Here is an 18,422-nt window from a genome sequence, read left to right on the forward strand (position 1 = left end):
CGATGAATCTGGGCGCACTTGCCGACATCTTGCCACCGGGCGGAAACCTATCGGGCGACATTCGGATCTCCGGCCTCTCATCGGATTCCCGGCAGGTTGAGCCCGGCTGCCTGTTCTTTGCGCTGCCGGGCTCCAAGGCCAACGGCGCGGCCTTTGCCGCCGACGCGGTGGCGCGGGGCGCCGCCGCCGTCGTGGCGCGGCCCGGCACGGTCGGCGGCCTTGGCGTTCCCGTCATCGAAACGGACGATCCGCGGCGGGCGCTCGCGCTTGCCGCTGCACGTTTTTACGGCGCGCAGCCGGCTACGATGGTGGCGGTGACGGGCACGAGCGGAAAGACCTCCGTCGCCTCCTTCACGCGCCAGATCTGGGAGCAGGCGGGCCTTGCCGCCGCCTCGATCGGCACCACCGGCGTGGTCGCGCCGGGACGCGACGACTATGGCGAGCTGACGACGCCCGACCCGGTCTCGCTGCACAAGCTTTTGCAGGAACTCGCGGAGTCCGGCGTCACGCACGGCGCCATGGAAGCCTCCAGCCACGGCCTCGACCAGAGGCGGCTCGACGGCGTGAAGCTTGCTGCCGGCGGCTTCACCAATCTCGGCCGCGACCACATGGACTATCACCCGACGGTCGAGCACTACCACCAGTCCAAGCTCCGCCTGTTCGACACGCTGCTTCCCAAGGGGGCGCCGGCCGTTATCTTCGCCGACGATCCCTGGTCCGCGCCCACCGAAAACGCCGCCACGGCCGCCGGCCTGAGCGTCTTCACCGTCGGCCGCAAGGGCACGTTCCTCACCATCAAGCGCGTCGAGCATGAGCGCCACCGCCAGCGCGCCGAGGTGGAGCACGAGGGCAGGATCTACGAATTCGTCCTGCCTTTGGCGGGCGACTTCCAGGTCGGCAACGCGCTGGTGGCGGCAGGGCTGGCCATCGCAACGGGTCTTGCGGCCGACGAGGCGCTCGCCGCGCTCGAGCATCTCAAGGGCGCGTCGGGCCGCCTGGAACTCGCCGGCACGGCTGAGAACGGCGCGCAGGTCTATGTGGACTACGCGCACAAGCCGGAAGCGCTGGAAAACGTGCTGCAGGCCGTGCGGCCCTTCACGACCGGGCGGGTCATCGTCGTCTTCGGCTGCGGCGGCGACCGTGATCCGGGCAAGCGGCCCATCATGGGCGAGATCGCCAGGAGGCTCGCCGACGTCGTTATCGTCACGGACGACAATCCGCGCTCGGAGGAGCCGGCGGTGATCCGTCGGGCCATTCTCGACGCGGTGCCGGAAGCCACTGAGATCGGCGACCGGCGCGAGGCCATCAGGACCGCGGTCGCCATGCTCCATTCGGGCGACACGCTGATCGTTGCCGGCAAGGGGCACGAGATCGGCCAGGAGATCGCCGGCAGGAAGTTCCCGTTTTCTGACCATGAGGAGGTGCGTCAGGCGCTGAAGGAGAGGGGGGCGTGACATTTCTGTGGACTTCGGATGAGCTGGTGGCCGCCGTCGGCGGCCGCCCTTTCGGGGCTCTGCCGGAAGGCGTGACCGGCATCTCCATCGACACCCGCACCCTCGGCCGCGGCGAGGCTTTTTTCGCCATCAAGGGCGAACGCTTCGACGGGCATGACTTCGCCACCGCCGCCATGGCGGCCGGGGCCGGCGTGCTGGTCATTTCCGAGGACAAGCTCCCCGCGCTCGGCCGCCTCACGGTACCCAAGGTGGTGGTGCCGGACGTGCTGAAGGCGCTGGGCGATCTGGCCGCGGCGGCTCGCCAGCGCAGCAAGGCCAAGGTGATCGCGGTCACCGGGTCGGCCGGGAAGACCACCACCAAGGAGATGCTGCGCCATGCCCTGTCGGGCGTCGGCCGCGTGCACGCCGCCGACAAGTCCTTCAACAATCATTGGGGCGTGCCGCTCACGCTGGCGCGCCTGCCGGCCGACACGGATTACGCCGTCTTCGAGATCGGCATGAACCATGCGGGCGAGATCGAGCCGCTGACGAAGCTGGTGAAACCGCATATCGCCATCATCACGCTCATCGCCGCCGCCCATCTCGGTCACTTCAACAGCCTGGACGACATCGCCCGCGCCAAGGGCGAGATTTTTGCCGGCGTCGTGCGCGGCGGCCATGCCGTCATCAATCGTGACGACCAGCGCTTCAAGATCCTGTCCAAGATGGCCTCGGAAGCGGGCATCAAGAACATCTGGGGTTTCGGCGAGAATGCGCGCGCGCATTTCCGGCTCTCCCAATGCGAGCCGCAGGGCGACAGCTCCGCAGTCACCATCAAGGTGGCCGGGCAGGAACTGGTGGGCCGCATCGGCGCACCCGGCAGGCACATGGTGCAGAATGCGCTCGCCGTCGTCGGCGCCGGCTATCTGGCGGGTGCCGATGTGGCGAAGCTGATGGCCGCCCTCGGCAGCTTTTCGGCGGAAACCGGACGCGGCAAGCGCCACCGGCTGCGCCACGGCGAGGGCAGCTTCACGCTGATCGACGAGAGCTACAATGCCAATCCGGCTTCCATGAAAGCCGCGCTGGAGCTTCTGCAGGCGACGCCGGTTTCGGGCGAGGGGCGGCGGATCGCGGTCCTTGGCGACATGCTGGAGCTTGGCCAGCACTCCGCCAAGCTGCATTCCGCCCTCGCCGACATCATCGCATCGATGAGGCTCGACATTCTTCTGCTGGCAGGGACGGAGATGCGTGCGCTGGCGGAAAGCCCGCCGGCGGGCCCGCAGGTGGAATATCGCGCCGGCGCCGAGGATCTGGAGCAACTGCTGTTGAGCGCCGTCAGGCCCGGCGACGCCGTCATGATAAAATCATCGAACGGGATCGGCTTCTCGAAGCTCGTCAACGCTCTGTTGAAAAACTATCCGGCGGTGGTCGAAGAACCGGCGCAGGCGTGATAGGGCCGCATATGAGCCCGGGCTAGGATTTCCTCTGATGCTGCTTCTGCTGGTACAGTTCGCCGATACAATTTCCGCCTTCAATGTCTTTCGCTATATCACCTTCCGAACCGGCGGGGCGCTGATCACCGCCGCCTTCATCGTTTTCCTCTTCGGGCCGGCGGTCATCAACTCGCTGCGCGTTCGCCAGGGGCGGGGGCAGCCGATCCGCGCCGACGGGCCGCAGACGCATTTCAAGAAGGCGGGCACGCCCACCATGGGCGGGCTCATGATCCTCTCCGGCATACTCGGCTCCTCCCTGATCTGGGCCAATCTTTCCAGCGTTTATGTCATGGTCGTTCTCATGGTGACGATCGGCTTCGGCGCGATCGGTTTCTATGACGACTATCTGAAGGTCACCAAGCAGTCGCATCTCGGCTTTTCCGGAAAGTTCCGCCTGGCGCTCGAATTCCTGATCGCCGGCTTTGCCGCCTGGGCAATCATGCGGGCAGGGCAGGAGCCATTTTCCTCCTCGCTCACCTTCCCCTTCTTCAAGGAGCTTCTGCTCAATCTCGGCATCTTCTTCGTTCCCGTCGCGGCCTTCGTGATCGTCGGCGCGGGCAATGCCGTCAATCTCACGGACGGCCTTGATGGGCTGGCCACCGTTCCGGTCATGGTGGCGGCGGCCTCGTTCGGCGTCATCGCCTATCTTTCGGGCAACGCCGTCTTCGCCGACTACCTGCAGATCCATTTCGTGCCGGGGACGGGCGAGCTTGCCGTCATTCTCGGCGCCGTCATCGGCGCCGGGCTCGGCTTCCTCTGGTTCAATGCGCCGCCGGCCGCCATCTTCATGGGCGACACGGGCTCGCTGGCCCTCGGCGGCCTGATCGGCACGATCGCCGTCGCCACCAAGCACGAGATCGTGCTCGCCATCATCGGCGGTCTGTTCGTCATCGAGATCTTTTCCGTGATCATCCAGGTGGCGTTCTTCAAGCTCACCGGCAAGCGGGTGTTCCTGATGGCGCCGATCCACCATCATTTCGAAAAGCTCGGCTGGACGGAAAGCCAGGTGGTGATCCGCTTCTGGATCATCTCCGTCATCCTGGCGCTGATCGGCCTCTCGACGCTGAAGTTGCGGTAGGCCTTGCGATGACGCGGCGCTCCACGTTGCTCCCCTATGGGCTTCCGCCCATCCCCCCCGCAAGGGGGGAGAGCCGGTGGCCGCTTGCTTTGGCGCCCATTCTGCAACGTGGACGATTGGCGAAATCGGCTGCGACGATCGATCTCCCCCCTTGCGGGGGAGATGTCCTGCAGGACAGAGGGGGGCGCGACGGGCTCGGCGTTTCCGCCGGAAGGTGCCCGTGATCGCCGCCACCACATTCAAGGGCAGGAAAGTCGCTGTCTTCGGCCTCGGCGGCTCCGGCATCGCGACGGCGCATGCGCTCATCGCCGGCGGAGCTGAGGTGCTTGCCTGGGACGACAATCCTGAAAGCGTCGCGAAGGCGAAAGCCGAGGGGATCGTTACGGGCGATCTGCGCGAGGCCGACTGGAGCGCTGTCGATACGCTGCTTCTTGCTCCGGGGGTCCCGCTCACCCATCCGCGCCCGCATTGGAGCGCGGAGCTTGCGCGGGCGGCGGGCGCCGAGATCATCGGCGATATCGAGCTTTTCGTGCGCGAGCGGCGGGCGCGGGCGCCGGAAGCCCCGCTCATCGCCATCACCGGAACCAACGGAAAGTCGACCACCACGGCGCTGACGGCCCATGTGCTTAAGGCGGCCGGCCGCGACACGCAAATGGGCGGCAATATCGGCCGCGCCGTCATGACGCTGGAGCCGCCCGCGCCCGAGCGCCACTACGTAATCGAGTGCTCGTCCTATCAGATCGACCTTGCGCCGACGCTCGACCCTTCCGCCGGCGTGCTCCTCAACCTGACGCCGGACCATCTCGACCGGCACGGCACCATGGAGCACTATGCCGAGGTGAAGGAGCGGCTGGTTGCCGGCAGCGGCACCGCAATTATCGGCATCGACGACGACTATTGCCGGGCGATCGCGGATCGTCTGGAAGCATCGGGCCGCAATGTGGTGCGGATTTCCGTCACGCGGAGGCTCGAGGATGGCCTTTTCTGCGAAGGCGCGCAGCTCTTCAAGGCCGAACAGAGTTCGGCGAAGCCGCTCCTCTCGGTGGAAGGCATAGGCTCCTTGCGCGGGCGGCACAATGCGCAGAACGCGCTCGCCGCGGCCGCCGCCTGCCTCGCCTGCGGTCTCTCCCCAGACGAGATTCAGGCGGGATTCCGCAGCTTTCCCGGGCTCGCCCACCGCATGGAGCAAGTCGGCCGCCTCGGCCGCGTCCTCTTCGTCAATGATTCGAAGGCCACGAATGCCGATGCGGCGGCGCCGGCGCTCTCCTCCTTCCCGCGCATCTACTGGATCGCCGGAGGCCTGCCGAAGTCGGGGGGCATCGAGAGCCTGAGGCCATTCTTCCCGCGCATCGCCAAAGCCTATCTTGTCGGCGAGGCGGCCCCCGTCTTTGCCGCCACGATAGGCGAGGCCGCGCCTTACGAGATATCGGGAACCATTCCCGCCGCCGTCGAACATGCCGCGCGCGACGCGGCCGGCGATCCGGCGGGCGAGGCGGTCGTCTTGTTGTCGCCGGCCTGTGCCAGTTTCGATCAATTTAGGAATTTCGAGGTAAGGGGAGAGGCGTTCCGTCAGGCGGTGCTTTCGCTCGCCGGCGTGGAGCCCATCGGGGAGCAGGGGAAATGATCAGCCGTTCCGACCGCAGTCTCGTGGCGAATTGGTGGTGGACCGTCGACCGATGGTTCCTGGCGGCGTTCCTGATGCTCATGGGGCTCGGCGTCGTGCTCTCCTTCGCGGCAAGCCCGGCGGTGGCCGAACGCATCGGCCTCGACAGCTTCCATTTCGTCACGCGGCAGATCACCTTCATGATCCCCGCCGTCGTGGTGCTCATCGGCGTCTCCTTCCTCGATCCGCGCCTCGTGCGGCGGCTGGCGCTCGTGATGCTCGGCGCCTCGCTCCTCCTGATGATCGCCACGCTCTTCATCGGCATGGAGGTGAAGGGCTCGCGGCGCTGGATCTATCTCTTCGGCGTCTCCATCCAGCCCTCCGAATATCTGAAGCCCGCCTTCGTGGTGATCTGCGCCTGGCTCTTTGCCGAGCATGCGCGGCAGCCGGAAATCCCCGGCAATCTGTTCGCCATGCTGCTGCTCGGCCTCGTCGTGGCGCTGCTCGTCGCCCAGCCCGATCTCGGCCAGACGCTGCTGGTGCTCGGCACCTGGGGCGCCATGTTCTTCATCGCCGGCATGCCCTGGTTCTGGATCATTCTGCTCGGCGCGGCGGGCGTCGCCGGCGCCGTCGCCGCCTATTCCGTCTTCCCGCATGTGGCCGACCGCATCGACCGCTTCGTCACCGGCGAAGGCGACACCTACCAGGTGGATATGAGCCTTGAAGCCATGACGCGCGGCGGGTGGCTTGGCCAGGGACCGGGCGAGGGCTCGGTCAAGCGCATCCTGCCCGACAGCCATACGGACTTCGTCTTCGCCGTGGCGGGCGAGGAATTCGGCCTCCTGATGTGCCTCATCATCCTCTCGCTCTTCGCCTTCATCGTCCTGCGCGGCCTGTCGCTCGCGCGCCGCCAGGAAGACGATTTCACCCGCTACGCGCTCTCAGGCCTCGTCATCCTCTTTGGCCTGCAGTCCATCATCAACATGGCCGTCAATGTGCGCATGATGCCGGCCAAGGGCATGACGCTGCCCTTCATCTCCTATGGCGGCTCCTCGCTGATCGCCATGGCCATCTCCATGGGCATCGTGCTGGCGCTGGCGCGCCGCAGGCCCGAAAGGCGCCGCCCCGCCGGCATCTCCAGCGTCTCCGGCCGGGCGGCGGCGGCCGGCTAGATGGCGGAAAGGACGGTCCTTCTTTGCGCCGGCGGCACGGGCGGCCATCTGTTTCCGGCCGAAGCGCTGGCCCATGCGCTTGTCGGGCGCGGCTGGTCCGTCCATCTGGCGACCGATGACAGGGCCGCGCGCTTTGCCGGCGCCTTCCCGGCCGAGGAGACCCATGCTGTCCAGTCCGCCACCTTCGGCTCGGGCAATCCGCTCGGCCTTCTAAGGAGCGGCCTTGCCATCTGGCGCGGCGTGCGGCAGTCCTCCGCGCTCATCAAGCGGCTGCAGCCGGCGGCGGTCGTCGGCTTCGGCGGCTATCCCACCCTGCCGCCGGTCTATGCGGCGACGAGGCGGGGCGTGCCGACGCTCATCCATGAGCAGAATGCCGTGATGGGCCGCGCCAACAAGGCGCTTGCCGCCAGGGTCACCGCCATTGCCGGCGGGTTCCTGCCGGAGGATCAGGGGCAGTTTGCCGAGAAGACAGTCGTCACGGGAAACCCCGTCCGCCCCGCCGTCATCGAGGCCGCGACCACCCCCTATGTGCCGGCCGGCCCGCGCGAGACCTTCCGCCTTCTCGTCTTCGGCGGCAGCCAGGGCGCCCAGTATTTCTCGCAGGTGCTGCCGGAAGCGGTCCGCCTCCTGCCCGAGGCCCTGCGCGCGCGGCTCTCCATCACGCAGCAGGCGCGGGCGGAGGACGAGCCAGGCCTTGCCGCCGCCTACCGGGAGATCGGCCTGGCGGCGGAGGTCTCGCCCTTCTTCCAGGACATGGCGCGCCGCATCGCCGATGCCCACCTCGTCATCTCCCGCTCCGGCGCCTCGACCGTCTCGGAGATCGCCGTCATCGGCAGGCCTGCGATCCTGGTTCCATACCCGCACGCGCTCGACCACGACCAGGCGGCGAACGCGGCCGCCCTCGAAACGGCCGGCGGCGCCGAGATCGTGCCGCAGCCGAAGCTGACGCCCGAACGCCTCGGCGGCATCCTGGAAGTGGCCATGGGCGCGCCGGAAAAACTCTCCGCCATGGCCGCCGCGGCCCGCGCCGTCGGCCGGCCGGACGCTGCGCGATTGCTTGCCGACCTCACAGAAGCTATTGCCTCGGGGGAAGGGCCGACGCAGTTCAAACGGAGAAGAAGCTCATGAAGATGCCGCAGACCATAGGCGTGGTGCACTTCATCGGCATAGGCGGCATCGGCATGAGCGGCATTGCCGAGGCGCTGCATACGCTCGGCTACCAGGTGCAGGGCTCCGACCAGTCGGAGAACGCCAATGTGCAGCGCCTCTCCGAGAAGGGCATCAAGACCTTCGTTGGCCATGCGGCGGAGAATCTCGGCGACGCGGAGGTCGTGGTGATCTCCAGCGCGATCAAGCGCGACAATCCTGAATATGTCGCCGCGCGCGAGCGCCTCCTGCCCATCGTGCGCCGCGCCGAAATGCTCGCCGAGCTCATGCGCTTCCGTCAGGCGGTCGCCATCGGCGGCACCCACGGCAAGACGACCACCACCTCGCTCGTCGCCGCGCTCCTCGAGGCCGGCGGCCTCGACCCCACCGTCATCAATGGCGGCATCATCAACGCCTATGGCACCAATGCGCGCATGGGCAAGGGCGACTGGATGGTCGTTGAGGCCGACGAGAGCGACGGCACCTTCCTGAAACTGCCGGCCGAGATCGCGGTCGTCACCAATATCGATCCCGAGCATCTCGACCACTACGGCTCCTTCGACCGGGTGCGCGAGGCGTTCCGCCAGTTCGTCGAGAATGTCCCCTTCTACGGCTTCGGCGTCATGTGCATCGACCATCCGGAGGTGCAGGCGCTGGTGTCCCGGATCGAGGATCGCCGCGTCGTCACCTACGGCGCCAATCTGCAGGCCGATGTGCGTTTTGAGAACCACCGCATGGATGGCGGCCATTCGGTGTTCGACGTCACGCTGCGCGGGCGGAAGGCGGACGGCACGAGGAGGATCGAAGGCTTGCGCCTGCCCATGCCCGGCCGGCACAACGTCTCCAACGCCACCGCGGCGATCGCCGTCGCCAACGAACTCGGCATCGGCGAGGACGCCATCCGCAAGGGCCTTTCCGCCTTCGGCGGCGTCAAGCGCCGCTTCACGCTGACCGGCACCTGGAACGGCGTCAGCATCTTCGACGACTACGGCCACCATCCGGTGGAGATCCGCGCCGTGCTCAGGGCCGCGCGCGAGGCCACCGCCGGGCGCATCATCGCCATAGCCCAGCCGCACCGCTTCACGCGGCTGCGCGACCTCTTCGACGAATTTTCGTCCTGCTTCAACGATGCCGACATGGTGATGGTCGCCCCGGTCTATACGGCGGGAGAGGCGCCCATCGAGGGCATCACCTCGGAAGCCCTTGTAGCGAGTCTCAGGGCCGCCGGCCACCGCGACGCGCGCTTCATTGAGGGACCCGAGGCGATCGCGCCCATCGTGCGCGAGACGGCGAAGGAAGGCGATTTCGTGGTATTCCTCGGCGCCGGCAGCATCACCCAGTGGGCCTATGCCCTGCCCAAGGAGCTTGCCTCGTGACCCACGGCTCGGCGCTTCTGGAAAAGCTCGGCGACCGGCTCGCTGGCCTGCGCGGTCGGCTCACCGCCGATGCAGGGATGGACAAGATCACCTGGTTCCGCGCCGGCGGCGAGGCGGACGCGATCTTCCAGCCGCAGGACGAGGAGGACCTTGCCACCTTCCTGCGCGCGGTGCCGGAGGAAATCCCGGTCACCGTCGTCGGCATCGGCTCCAACCTCCTGGTGCGCGACGGCGGCATCCGCGGCTTTGTCGTGCGGCTCTCGGCAAAGGGTTTTGGCGATGCGGAGGTGATCTCTCCGACGCGGATCAGGGCAGGCGCGGCCATCCCCGACAAGAGGCTGGCGGCCGTGGCGCTCGAGGCCGGCATCGGCGGCTTTCATTTCTACCACGGCATCCCCGGCGGTCTCGGCGGCGCGCTGCGCATGAATGCGGGCGCCAACGGGGTGGAGACGCGCGAGCGGGTGGTGGAGGTGCGCGCCCTCGACCGCAAGGGCGACCTGCACGTCTTTTCCAATGCGCAGATGGGCTATTCCTACCGCCATTCGGATGCTGCGCCGGACCTGATCTTCACCTCCGCCGTCCTCGAAGGCTATCCCGAGGAGCGGGACGCTATCCGCGCCGCCATGGACGCGGTGCAGCACCATCGCGAGACGGTTCAGCCCATACGGGAGAAGACGGGCGGCTCGACCTTCAAGAATCCGGAAGGCACCTCCGCCTGGAAGGAGATCGACAAGGCCGGCTGCCGGGGACTGATGATCGGCGGGGCGCAGATGTCGCCCATGCACTGCAATTTCATGATCAATACCGGCACCGCGACCGGCTTCGATCTCGAATATCTCAGCGAGACCGTGCGCGCCCGGGTCCTCGAGAATTCCGGCATCCGGCTGGAATGGGAGATCAAGCGGATCGGCGAGTTCAGGCCCGGCCACGCGGTCGATCCGTTCCTGGGGCAGATGCTTTAGGTCCCGCCGCGCGGCGGCCGCTGCTCAGGCGCTCGTTCTGCAATTCGCCGGATGGCAAAAGTGTCGGTGACAGCCGATTTCCCCCCCTTGTGGGAGAGATGCCCGGCAGGGCAGAGGGAGCGCGAAGGGGTGCCGTCCTCTCCACGTCCTCCCATCACATTCCGCAAATTTTACGCAAATTTGAATCCTTCGGAATCCCAAGGCCTTGCCACTGAATCAACTCTCTGATTCTCTGCCCTCAAGCGTTTCCTGATTTGAGTCGCGAGTGTGGCGCGGGGCCGGGTTCCTTCGGGGACCCGGAGGGGACAAGACAGCCCGGCGCCGTAAAAACGCGGCAAAGCAGGTGGATGGACATAAGCGAGCGGGGGTCCTGCTCGAGGTTTCTTACGCGTTGGGTTGCAAGGCGCCGTGCCTGGCACGGCTTGAGAGGGGCAGTGGCGAATGATGAAGAAGCATGTGGCCATGCTCATGGGCGGTTTCTCGTCCGAGCGGCCCGTATCGCTCTCTTCCGGCAATGCATGCGCCGATGCCCTCGAGGCCGAAGGCTATCGCGTCACGCGCGTGGACGTGGATCGCGACATCGGTCGCGTTCTGTCGGAGCTGAAGCCCGACGTCGCCTTCAACGGCCTGCATGGCCCCTTTGGTGAGGACGGCACGATTCAGGGCGTGCTGGAGTTTCTCGGCATTCCATACACGCATTCGGGCGTGCTCGCCTCCGCGCTCGCCATGGACAAGGGGCTCGCCAAGATCATAGCGCAGTCGGTTGGCATTCCGGTCGCGCCGTCCCGCGTGCTCAGCCGCTTCGAGATCGGCAACGAGCATCCAATGGAACCGCCTTATGTGGTGAAGCCGGTGGCCGAGGGTTCGAGCTTCGGCGTGGTGATCGTGCGCGAAGGGCAGGCGCATCCGCCGCAGATCCTGGGTTCGTCGGAATGGGCCTATGGCGACCGGGTCATGGTGGAGCGCTACATCGAGGGTCGCGAATTCACCTGCGCGGTGATGGGGGACCGGGTGCTTGGCGTGTGCGAGATCGTGCCGGTGGGGCACGCATTCTACGACTATGATTCGAAATACGTGCCCGGTGGATCAAAACACATTTGCCCGCCGGAAATTTCACGGAAAATTTACCAAAAAATTGAGACAATATCTCTGAAGGCACACCAGACGATCGGGTGCCGGGGCGTGACCCGTTCGGACTTCCGTTTCGACGACCGGCTTCCAGATGAAAGCGGCCTCGTCTGGCTGGAGATCAACACGCAGCCCGGCATGACGCCGACCTCCCTGGTGCCGGACATAGCCGCGCAGGTGGGAATGAGTTTTGGGGCGCTGTTGAGTTGGATGGTGGAGGACGCGTCTTGTTCGCGCTGACCGCGATGGGAAAGTGGCGCTCCGGCGAGAACGGCATCGTCTTGCCGCGCTTGCTGCGCAAGCCAGCGCGGATCGCCCAGCGCATGCGGCTGGGCGAGGCCGAGCCGCCGCGTTATGCCGCCACCATGGCAACGGCTGCCCTGTTCGCGCTGACCGGCCTTTACGGAACCGTCCAGGGCGGTCATTCGGAGGCGGTCGTGCAGGCGGTCACCTCGCGCGTCGGCTTCGCCATCAATCACGTGGAGGTCACCGGAAACACCGAGACCTCCGAAATCGACGTCCTGCAGCAGATCGGTCTGGACGGCTGGACCTCCATGGTGGGTTTTGATGTGCGCCAGGCGCGTGAACGCATTGTCGAGCTTCCCTGGGTGGAAAGCGCCACGGTGCGCAAGGTCTATCCCGCCACGCTCGCCATCGAGATGGTCGAGAAGAAGCCTTTTGCCCTGTGGCAGCAGGGCAATCAGGTGGCGATCATCGAGGAGGACGGCGACGTGATCGCGCCCTTTGGCGGCGGCCGCCATGCAAGCCTCCCGCTGGTGATCGGCATGGGGGCCGACAAGGCCGGTCCCGGCTTCGTCAGCGCCGTCTCAAAGGTGCGGGGCCTTCAGGGCCGCGTCAGGGCCTATATCCGCGTCGCCGACCGGCGCTGGGATTTGAGGCTGGACAATGGCGTGACCATCAAACTGCCGGAGAAAGACGTGGAAGCGGCGCTCTCGGAGGCCTCTCGGCTCGATGCCGAATATTCGCTCTTCTCTCGCGACATCATGGCGATCGACCTCCGGCTCGCCGACCGCCTGACCGTAGCGCTTGCGCCGGAGGCGGCCGAAGCGCGCAAGAAGGCCTTCGAGGAGTTGCAGAAGCAGCGCAAGAACGGAGCCAGGATATGAACTGGCTCCTCGGAAATCGCGGCACTGTGCAGCGCTCGGGCATCATCACTGTCCTCGACGTTGGCTCGAGCAAGGTTTGCTGCATCATCGCCAAGCTTCTGCCGGATGAGAATATGCGGGCTCTGCCGCATCGCACGCACCGGATCAAGGTGATCGGCATCGGGCATCAGAAGTCGCAAGGGGTGAAGTCGGGCGTGGTGGTCGATCTCGACCGCGCAGAGCAGGCGATCCGGCTTGCCGTCGACGCCGCCGAGCGCATGGCGGGGCTCACGGTCGATTCGCTCATCGTTAATGTCTCGGCGGGACGGCTGCGCAGCGAGACCGCGTCGGCCACGATCAATCTCGGCGGCCACGAGGCGGCCAATGCCGACATCGCCCGGGTGCTGCTGGCCGGCGCGCGCCAGGCCCTGCGCGCCGAGCGCGAGGTGGTCCACTCCCTGGCCGTCGGCTTCTCGCTTGATCTTGAGCGCGGCATCCGCGATCCGCGCGGCATGGTGGGCGACACGCTCGGCGTCGACATGCATGTGGTGACCGCCGATGCCGTGCCGCTTCGCAACCTGGAGCTTTGTGTCAACCGCTCGCATCTTTCAGTCGAGCGCATGGTCGCCACGCCCTATGCCAGCGGGCTGGCGGCGCTGGTGGATGATGAGATGGAAATGGGCGCGGCCTGCATCGACATGGGCGGCGGCACCACCACCATGTCGGTCTTCGTGGAAGGCAAGTTCGTCCATGCGGATGCCATGCCGGTCGGCGGCAACCATGTGACCATGGACCTGGCACGCGGCCTGTCGATCAGGCTCGAGGACGCCGAGCGGCTGAAGGTGATGCACGGTTCGGCCCTGCCGGCCAGCGCCGCCGATGACCGCGACATGGTGACGATCCTGCCCATGGGGGGCGATGAAGCCGAGCAGGCCCTGCAGGTGCCCCGCTCGGTGATGACCCGCATCGTGCGGGCGCGCGTCGAGGAGATCCTCGAACTTCTGCGCGACCGGCTCAACCGGTCGGGCTATGGCAGCCTGGTCGGACGCCGCGTGGTTCTCACGGGTGGTGCGAGCCAGCTCGCCGGCCTTCCCGAGGCCGCGCGCCGGCTTCTGGGGCGGAATGTCCGCCTCGGCCGGCCGCTCGGCGTGGCAGGCCTGCCGGAGGCGGCTAAGGGGGCCGCCTTTGCGGCGCCCGTGGGCCTGCTGATCTATCCGCAGGTGGCGGAATTCGAAAGCCGGGGGACAAAGGGGGGCATCTTCATGCGTGCCACCGGAACCGGCGGCAAGTTGCAGCGTGTCGGACAGTGGTTGCGTGACAGTTTCTGACGGGGAACGGCCCCGGTTGACAATAGCCGCAGCGGCGAGGCGGCGGGAAAGGCGGAAAGGACGAGGACAATGACCATCAATCTCAAAAAGCCGGATATCACCGAGCTGAAGCCGAGAATCACCGTCTTCGGGGTCGGGGGCGGCGGCGGCAACGCCGTCAACAACATGATCACCGCGGGACTCAGGGGGGTCGAGTTCGTGGTGGCCAACACCGACGCCCAGGCGCTTACCATGTCCAAGGCCGAGCGGCTCATCCAGCTCGGCGCCGCCGTCACCGAGGGCCTCGGCGCCGGCTCGCAGCCCGAGGTGGGCCAGGCGGCCGCCGAGGAATGCATTGACGAGATCCTCGACCATCTGTCGAACACGCATATGTGCTTCGTCACCGCCGGGATGGGCGGCGGCACCGGCACCGGGGCGGCGCCGGTCGTGGCGCGCGCGGCGCGCGAGAAGGGGATCCTTACCGTCGGTGTGGTGACCAAGCCGTTCCATTTCGAGGGCCAGCGGCGCATGAAGACGGCGGATGCCGGCATCGAGGAGCTGCAGAAATGCGTCGACACCCTCATCGTCATCCCGAACCAGAACCTCTTCCGCATCGCCAATGACAAGACCACCTTCGCCGACGCCTTCGCGATGGCCGACCAGGTGCTCTATTCCGGCGTGGCCTGCATCACCGACCTGATGGTCAAGGAAGGCCTCATCAATCTCGACTTCGCCGACGTGCGCTCGGTCATGCGCGAGATGGGCAAGGCCATGATGGGCACCGGTGAAGCCTCGGGCGACGGCCGCGCTATGGCGGCGGCGGAAGCGGCGATCGCCAATCCGTTGCTCGACGAGACCTCCATGCGCGGCGCCAAGGGCCTCTTGATCTCCATCACCGGCGGCCGCGACCTCACCCTCTTCGAGGTGGACGAGGCGGCGACCCGCATCCGCGAGGAGGTGGATCCCGAGGCCAACATCATCCTCGGCGCCACGTTCGACGAGGAGCTGGAAGGCGTCATCCGCGTGTCGGTCGTCGCCACCGGCATCGACAAGTCGGCGCACGAGATCTCCGCGCCGCCTTCGGCCATCCGCCAGCAGCCGCGGCCGGTCCAGGTGCAGTCCAAGACTGCGGCCGGCCTGGAGCCGCGCCCGGCGGCGCCGCAGCCTGCCCCCGTCGCCCAGGCGCCGGTCGCCAAGGAGCCCGTCATGCAGTCCCCTATGGAGGCCGCCCATGATCCGGTAGCGGAAGCGATCCGCGCCGCCGAACATGGTGCGGCACCGGCCCAGCCGGCAGGCTTCCAGCCGCAGAGCAAGCTGTTCAGGCCTGCCGCTTCCGCTCCCGAGCAGATGGTCCGCCCGGCCGCCCCGGCGCCTGCGCCGCAGCCGGTGCCGGTGCAGGAGGCGCCCGCGCCGCGCATGCCGCGCGTCGAGGATTTCCCGCCAGTCGTGCAGGCGGAATTCCAGGCCGGCGCCGCGCGTCAGGCCGCGCCCGAGCAGGAGGATCGCGGGCCGATGGGGCTCCTGAAGCGCCTCACCAACGGCCTTGCCCGCCGCGAGGAGGAAAGCTACGCCGCACAGCCGCCCGAGCCGCGTCTGCGCCAGCCCGATCCGCGCCGCGTCGCCGCTACCGAGAGCCAGCTCTACGCCCCGCGCCGCGCCCAGCTCGACGAGCACGGCCGCGTCGCGCAGGCACCGCGCCAGGCGCAGGAGGAGGATCAGCTGGAAATCCCCGCCTTCCTCCGGCGGCAGGCGAACTGAACCGGTAACGCATTCTTAACGAATGTGAACGGACGGGCGCCCCGGCGCCCGTCCCTCGTTTGGAAAAGAGTTGTGGAACAGCAACTTACCCCGGGAAAGCAAGCTTGCCATCCCGATAACATGGGGTAAGAAACCGTGATTTGGCGCAGGCGGCGGGGGACACTATCTTCCGCCTGCTGAATCAGGGCAGGGCGGGGGAGACCTGCACCTAAAAAGAGTCGTCCCGGATGACGAATCGCAAGACGCAGGCCGCTGGCTGGTCGGGGGTAAAATTGCTCGAATATCAGACGACTCTCAAGTCGCGCTTCACGCTGTCGGGTGTCGGCGTTCACACCGGCAAGGCCGTGTCGGTCCATTTCAGCCCCGCCGAGGCCGACACTGGCATCGTGTTCCAGCGCGTCGATGAGGGCGCCGAAGGCAGGCTCATCCGCGCCCTGGCGGCGGAAGTGGGCGCCACCGATTTCTGCACCGGCCTCGGCAATCCGGCCGGCGACCATGTGGCGACGGTCGAGCATCTGATGGCGGCGCTTTCCGCCATCGGCATCGACAATGTGGCGATCGAGATCGACGGGCCGGAAGTGCCGATCATGGACGGCAGCGCCTTTTCCTTCGTGGAGGCCTTCGCCCAGGCGGGCATCGCGCAGCTTGCTGAGAAGAAGCGCTATATCCGCATCCTGAAGCCGGTGCGCTTCGAATCGGGCAGCTCCTGGGCCGAGTTCGTGCCCTATCGGGGAACCCGCTTCGAGGTCGCCATCGATTTTGACAGCCCGGCCATCGGCCGCCAGAAGCTCGCCCTCGACCTGACGCCGGAAAGCTTCGCGCGCGAGATCGCGCGGGCGCGCACCTTCGGCTTCATCCGCGACGTGGAGCGGCTGTGGGCGGCCGGATACGCGCTAGGCTCCTCGCTGGAGAACTCCGTCGTGATCGGCGAGGACCACCGCGTCATCAATATGGAAGGCCTGCGCTATCCCGACGAGTTCGTGCGCCACAAGATGCTCGACGCCGTTGGCGACCTGGCGCTTGCCGGCGCGCGCTTCATCGGCTGTTTCCGCTCCTATCGCGGCGGCCACGGGGTGAATGCCGCCGCCCTGAAGCGGCTCCTGACCGACCATTCCGCCTTCGAGATCGTCGAGGCGACCCGCCGCGAGCGCGGCCGCGGTGCGGAGATGGTAGCCGTCAAGGCGCCGCTCTACGCGCCCTGGACCCTCTGAGGCGCAACCCCGTCCCGCTGCGGCGGTGGATATCCGGCCGGCCGGGAGAGGGGGCATGGCGGCCCGCCACAAAAATGTGCCAATGGAGCCGGATAGCGTTGCCGCGCGCGGGCTTTGTGCCTATGAGTGCGGGCACATTTTTGTTCCGCCATTGCAGAGGAACGGATTGCGAATGGTTTCCACACATATTGCCAGCAATTTCCGCCGGCCGCGGGCGCGCGCGCTGGCGCTTGCCGCGATCGCCGCGCCGCTCCTGCTTGCTGGCTGCAACGCGGAGAGGGATCTCGACCTTTCCGCCTATGTCGAGCAGACCGAACCCGCCGACGTTCTCTACAATCAGGGCCTGGCCAACCTCAATGCCGGCCGCATGAAGGAGGCCGTCGCCAAGTTTGAGGCCGTCGACCGCCAGCATCCCTATTCGGAATTCGCTCGCAAGGCGCTGGTCATGAACACCTTCGCCAATTACCGGCAGGGCAAGTATACCGACGCGATCAATGCCGGGAAACGTTATGTGAGCCTCTATCCCACCAGCGAGGACGCGGCCTATGCGCAGTATCTCGTCGGGATGAGCTATTTCCGCCAGATCAAGGACGTGACCCAGGACCAGCGCGAATCGCGCCTCACCATGGAGGCCATGCAGCAGGTGGTCGACCGCTGGCCCGAGTCGGAATATGTGACGGACGCGCAGGCGAAGATCCGCTTCGCCCGCGACCAGCTCGCCGGCAAGGAGATGCAGGTCGGCCGCTACTATCTGGAGCGGCGCGAATATATCGCCGCCATCAGGCGTTTCCGCGGCGTGGTCGAGAACTATCCCAATACGCGCCATGTGGAAGAGGCGTTGGCGCGCCTGGTGGAAGCCTATTTCGCCATGGGCATCGCCTCGGAAGCGCAGACGGCGGCCGCCGTGCTCGGCCACAACTTCCCGGAAAGCCAGTGGTACAAGGATTCCTACACGCTCCTGCAATCGGGCGGGCTGCAGCCGCGTGAGGACACGGGGTCCTGGATTTCGCGCGCCGCCTCCCTGATTACGGGGGGCTGACGCCGGACCGTCGATGCTGTCGCACCTTTCGATCCGCGATATCGTCCTGATCGAACGGCTCGACATCGATTTTTCCGCCGGGCTCTCGGTCCTGACGGGCGAGACCGGTGCCGGCAAGTCCATCCTGCTCGACGCGCTCTCCCTCGCGCTCGGCGCGCGGGGCGATGCCTCGCTCGTCCGCCACGGCGCGGAGCAGGGCCAGGTGACCGCGGTCTTCGACGTGCCGGCGGTCCATCCCGCCCGCGAGATCCTGCGCGAGAACGCCTTTTCCGACGAGGGCGACATCATCCTGCGCCGCACTCAGGCGGCCGACGGACGCACCCGCGTCTTCATCAACGACCAGCCGGCGAGCGTCACCCTGATGCGCGAGGTCGGGCGCGCGCTGGTGGAGATCCACGGCCAGCACGACGAGCGGGCCCTGGTTGACCCCTCCGCCCATCGCGAGCTTCTCGATGCTTTCGGCGGCCTTGGCGCGCGCACGGCTGCCGTGCGCGCCGCTTTTCGCGACTGGCGTCAGGCCGAGCAGGAGCTTGCCCGCCACCGCGCCAGGGTGGAGGCGGCCGCGCGCGAGGCCGATTATCTGCGCGCCTCGGTCGAGGAATTGTCGAAG

Annotated in this window: 15 protein-coding genes; all 15 read left to right on the plus strand. The window is 67.0% G+C overall.

Annotation, left to right across the window (positions count from 1 at the left end; all coding sequences use genetic code 11):
• The first annotated feature begins 2 nt into the window (after nt 1–2).
• Complete coding sequence (locus tag RIN79_RS13975; RefSeq protein ID WP_309085281.1) at nt 3–1,454, plus strand: UDP-N-acetylmuramoyl-L-alanyl-D-glutamate--2,6-diaminopimelate ligase; 1,452 nt, start codon at nt 3–5, stop codon at nt 1,452–1,454.
• A complete protein-coding gene (locus tag RIN79_RS13980; RefSeq protein WP_309085282.1) occupies nt 1,451–2,884 on the plus strand; it encodes a UDP-N-acetylmuramoylalanyl-D-glutamyl-2,6-diaminopimelate--D-alanyl-D-alanine ligase in 1,434 nt (477 codons plus the stop codon). Before RIN79_RS13975 ends, RIN79_RS13980 begins: the two co-directional genes overlap by 4 nt.
• 37 nt (nt 2,885–2,921) lie before the next feature.
• Nucleotides 2,922–4,004, plus strand: a complete 1,083-nt coding sequence (gene mraY, locus RIN79_RS13985; protein WP_309085283.1) for a phospho-N-acetylmuramoyl-pentapeptide-transferase — start codon at nt 2,922–2,924, stop codon at nt 4,002–4,004.
• Between the two features lie 220 nt (nt 4,005–4,224).
• Nucleotides 4,225–5,628, plus strand: coding sequence for a UDP-N-acetylmuramoyl-L-alanine--D-glutamate ligase (gene murD / locus RIN79_RS13990; RefSeq protein WP_309085284.1), 1,404 nt, complete (start codon nt 4,225–4,227; stop codon nt 5,626–5,628).
• Nucleotides 5,625–6,779 carry a putative lipid II flippase FtsW gene (gene ftsW, locus RIN79_RS13995; protein ID WP_309085285.1) on the plus strand — a complete coding sequence of 385 codons (1,155 nt, stop codon included), beginning with the start codon at nt 5,625–5,627 and terminating at the stop codon, nt 6,777–6,779. The genes murD and ftsW overlap by 4 nt, the downstream gene beginning before the upstream one ends.
• On the plus strand, nt 6,780–7,907 hold the full coding sequence (gene murG / locus RIN79_RS14000) for an undecaprenyldiphospho-muramoylpentapeptide beta-N-acetylglucosaminyltransferase (protein ID WP_309085286.1): 1,128 nt from the start codon (nt 6,780–6,782) through the stop codon (nt 7,905–7,907).
• Nucleotides 7,904–9,301, plus strand: a complete 1,398-nt coding sequence (gene murC, locus RIN79_RS14005) for a UDP-N-acetylmuramate--L-alanine ligase (RefSeq protein WP_309085287.1) — start codon at nt 7,904–7,906, stop codon at nt 9,299–9,301. Before murG ends, murC begins: the two co-directional genes overlap by 4 nt.
• Nucleotides 9,298–10,263, plus strand: a complete 966-nt coding sequence (gene murB, locus RIN79_RS14010; RefSeq protein ID WP_309085288.1) for a UDP-N-acetylmuramate dehydrogenase — start codon at nt 9,298–9,300, stop codon at nt 10,261–10,263. The genes murC and murB overlap by 4 nt, the downstream gene beginning before the upstream one ends.
• Before the next feature lie 441 nt (nt 10,264–10,704).
• Nucleotides 10,705–11,631 carry a D-alanine--D-alanine ligase gene (locus tag RIN79_RS14015; RefSeq protein WP_309085289.1) on the plus strand — a complete coding sequence of 309 codons (927 nt, stop codon included), beginning with the start codon at nt 10,705–10,707 and terminating at the stop codon, nt 11,629–11,631.
• The gene (locus tag RIN79_RS14020) at nt 11,619–12,518 is read left to right on the plus strand and encodes a cell division protein FtsQ/DivIB (protein WP_309085290.1); all 900 of its coding nucleotides are present in this window, start codon (nt 11,619–11,621) and stop codon (nt 12,516–12,518) included. Before RIN79_RS14015 ends, RIN79_RS14020 begins: the two co-directional genes overlap by 13 nt.
• Nucleotides 12,515–13,825, plus strand: a complete 1,311-nt coding sequence (ftsA, locus tag RIN79_RS14025; RefSeq protein WP_309085291.1) for a cell division protein FtsA — start codon at nt 12,515–12,517, stop codon at nt 13,823–13,825. Before RIN79_RS14020 ends, ftsA begins: the two co-directional genes overlap by 4 nt.
• Nucleotides 13,826–13,894: 69 nt before the next feature.
• Nucleotides 13,895–15,562 carry a cell division protein FtsZ gene (ftsZ, locus tag RIN79_RS14030; RefSeq protein ID WP_309085292.1) on the plus strand — a complete coding sequence of 556 codons (1,668 nt, stop codon included), beginning with the start codon at nt 13,895–13,897 and terminating at the stop codon, nt 15,560–15,562.
• A gap of 227 nt (nt 15,563–15,789) precedes the next feature.
• The gene (gene lpxC / locus RIN79_RS14035; RefSeq protein WP_309085293.1) at nt 15,790–16,773 is read left to right on the plus strand and encodes a UDP-3-O-acyl-N-acetylglucosamine deacetylase; all 984 of its coding nucleotides are present in this window, start codon (nt 15,790–15,792) and stop codon (nt 16,771–16,773) included.
• A 172-nt stretch (nt 16,774–16,945) separates the two neighbouring features.
• Complete coding sequence (locus tag RIN79_RS14040; protein ID WP_309085294.1) at nt 16,946–17,812, plus strand: outer membrane protein assembly factor BamD; 867 nt, start codon at nt 16,946–16,948, stop codon at nt 17,810–17,812.
• A gap of 13 nt (nt 17,813–17,825) precedes the next feature.
• On the plus strand, nt 17,826–18,422 hold a 597-nt coding region (locus RIN79_RS14045; protein WP_309085295.1), incomplete at its 3' end, for an AAA family ATPase.

This window comes from Chelativorans sp. (assembly GCF_031180965.1).
Classification (GTDB): domain Bacteria; phylum Pseudomonadota; class Alphaproteobacteria; order Rhizobiales; family Rhizobiaceae; genus Chelativorans.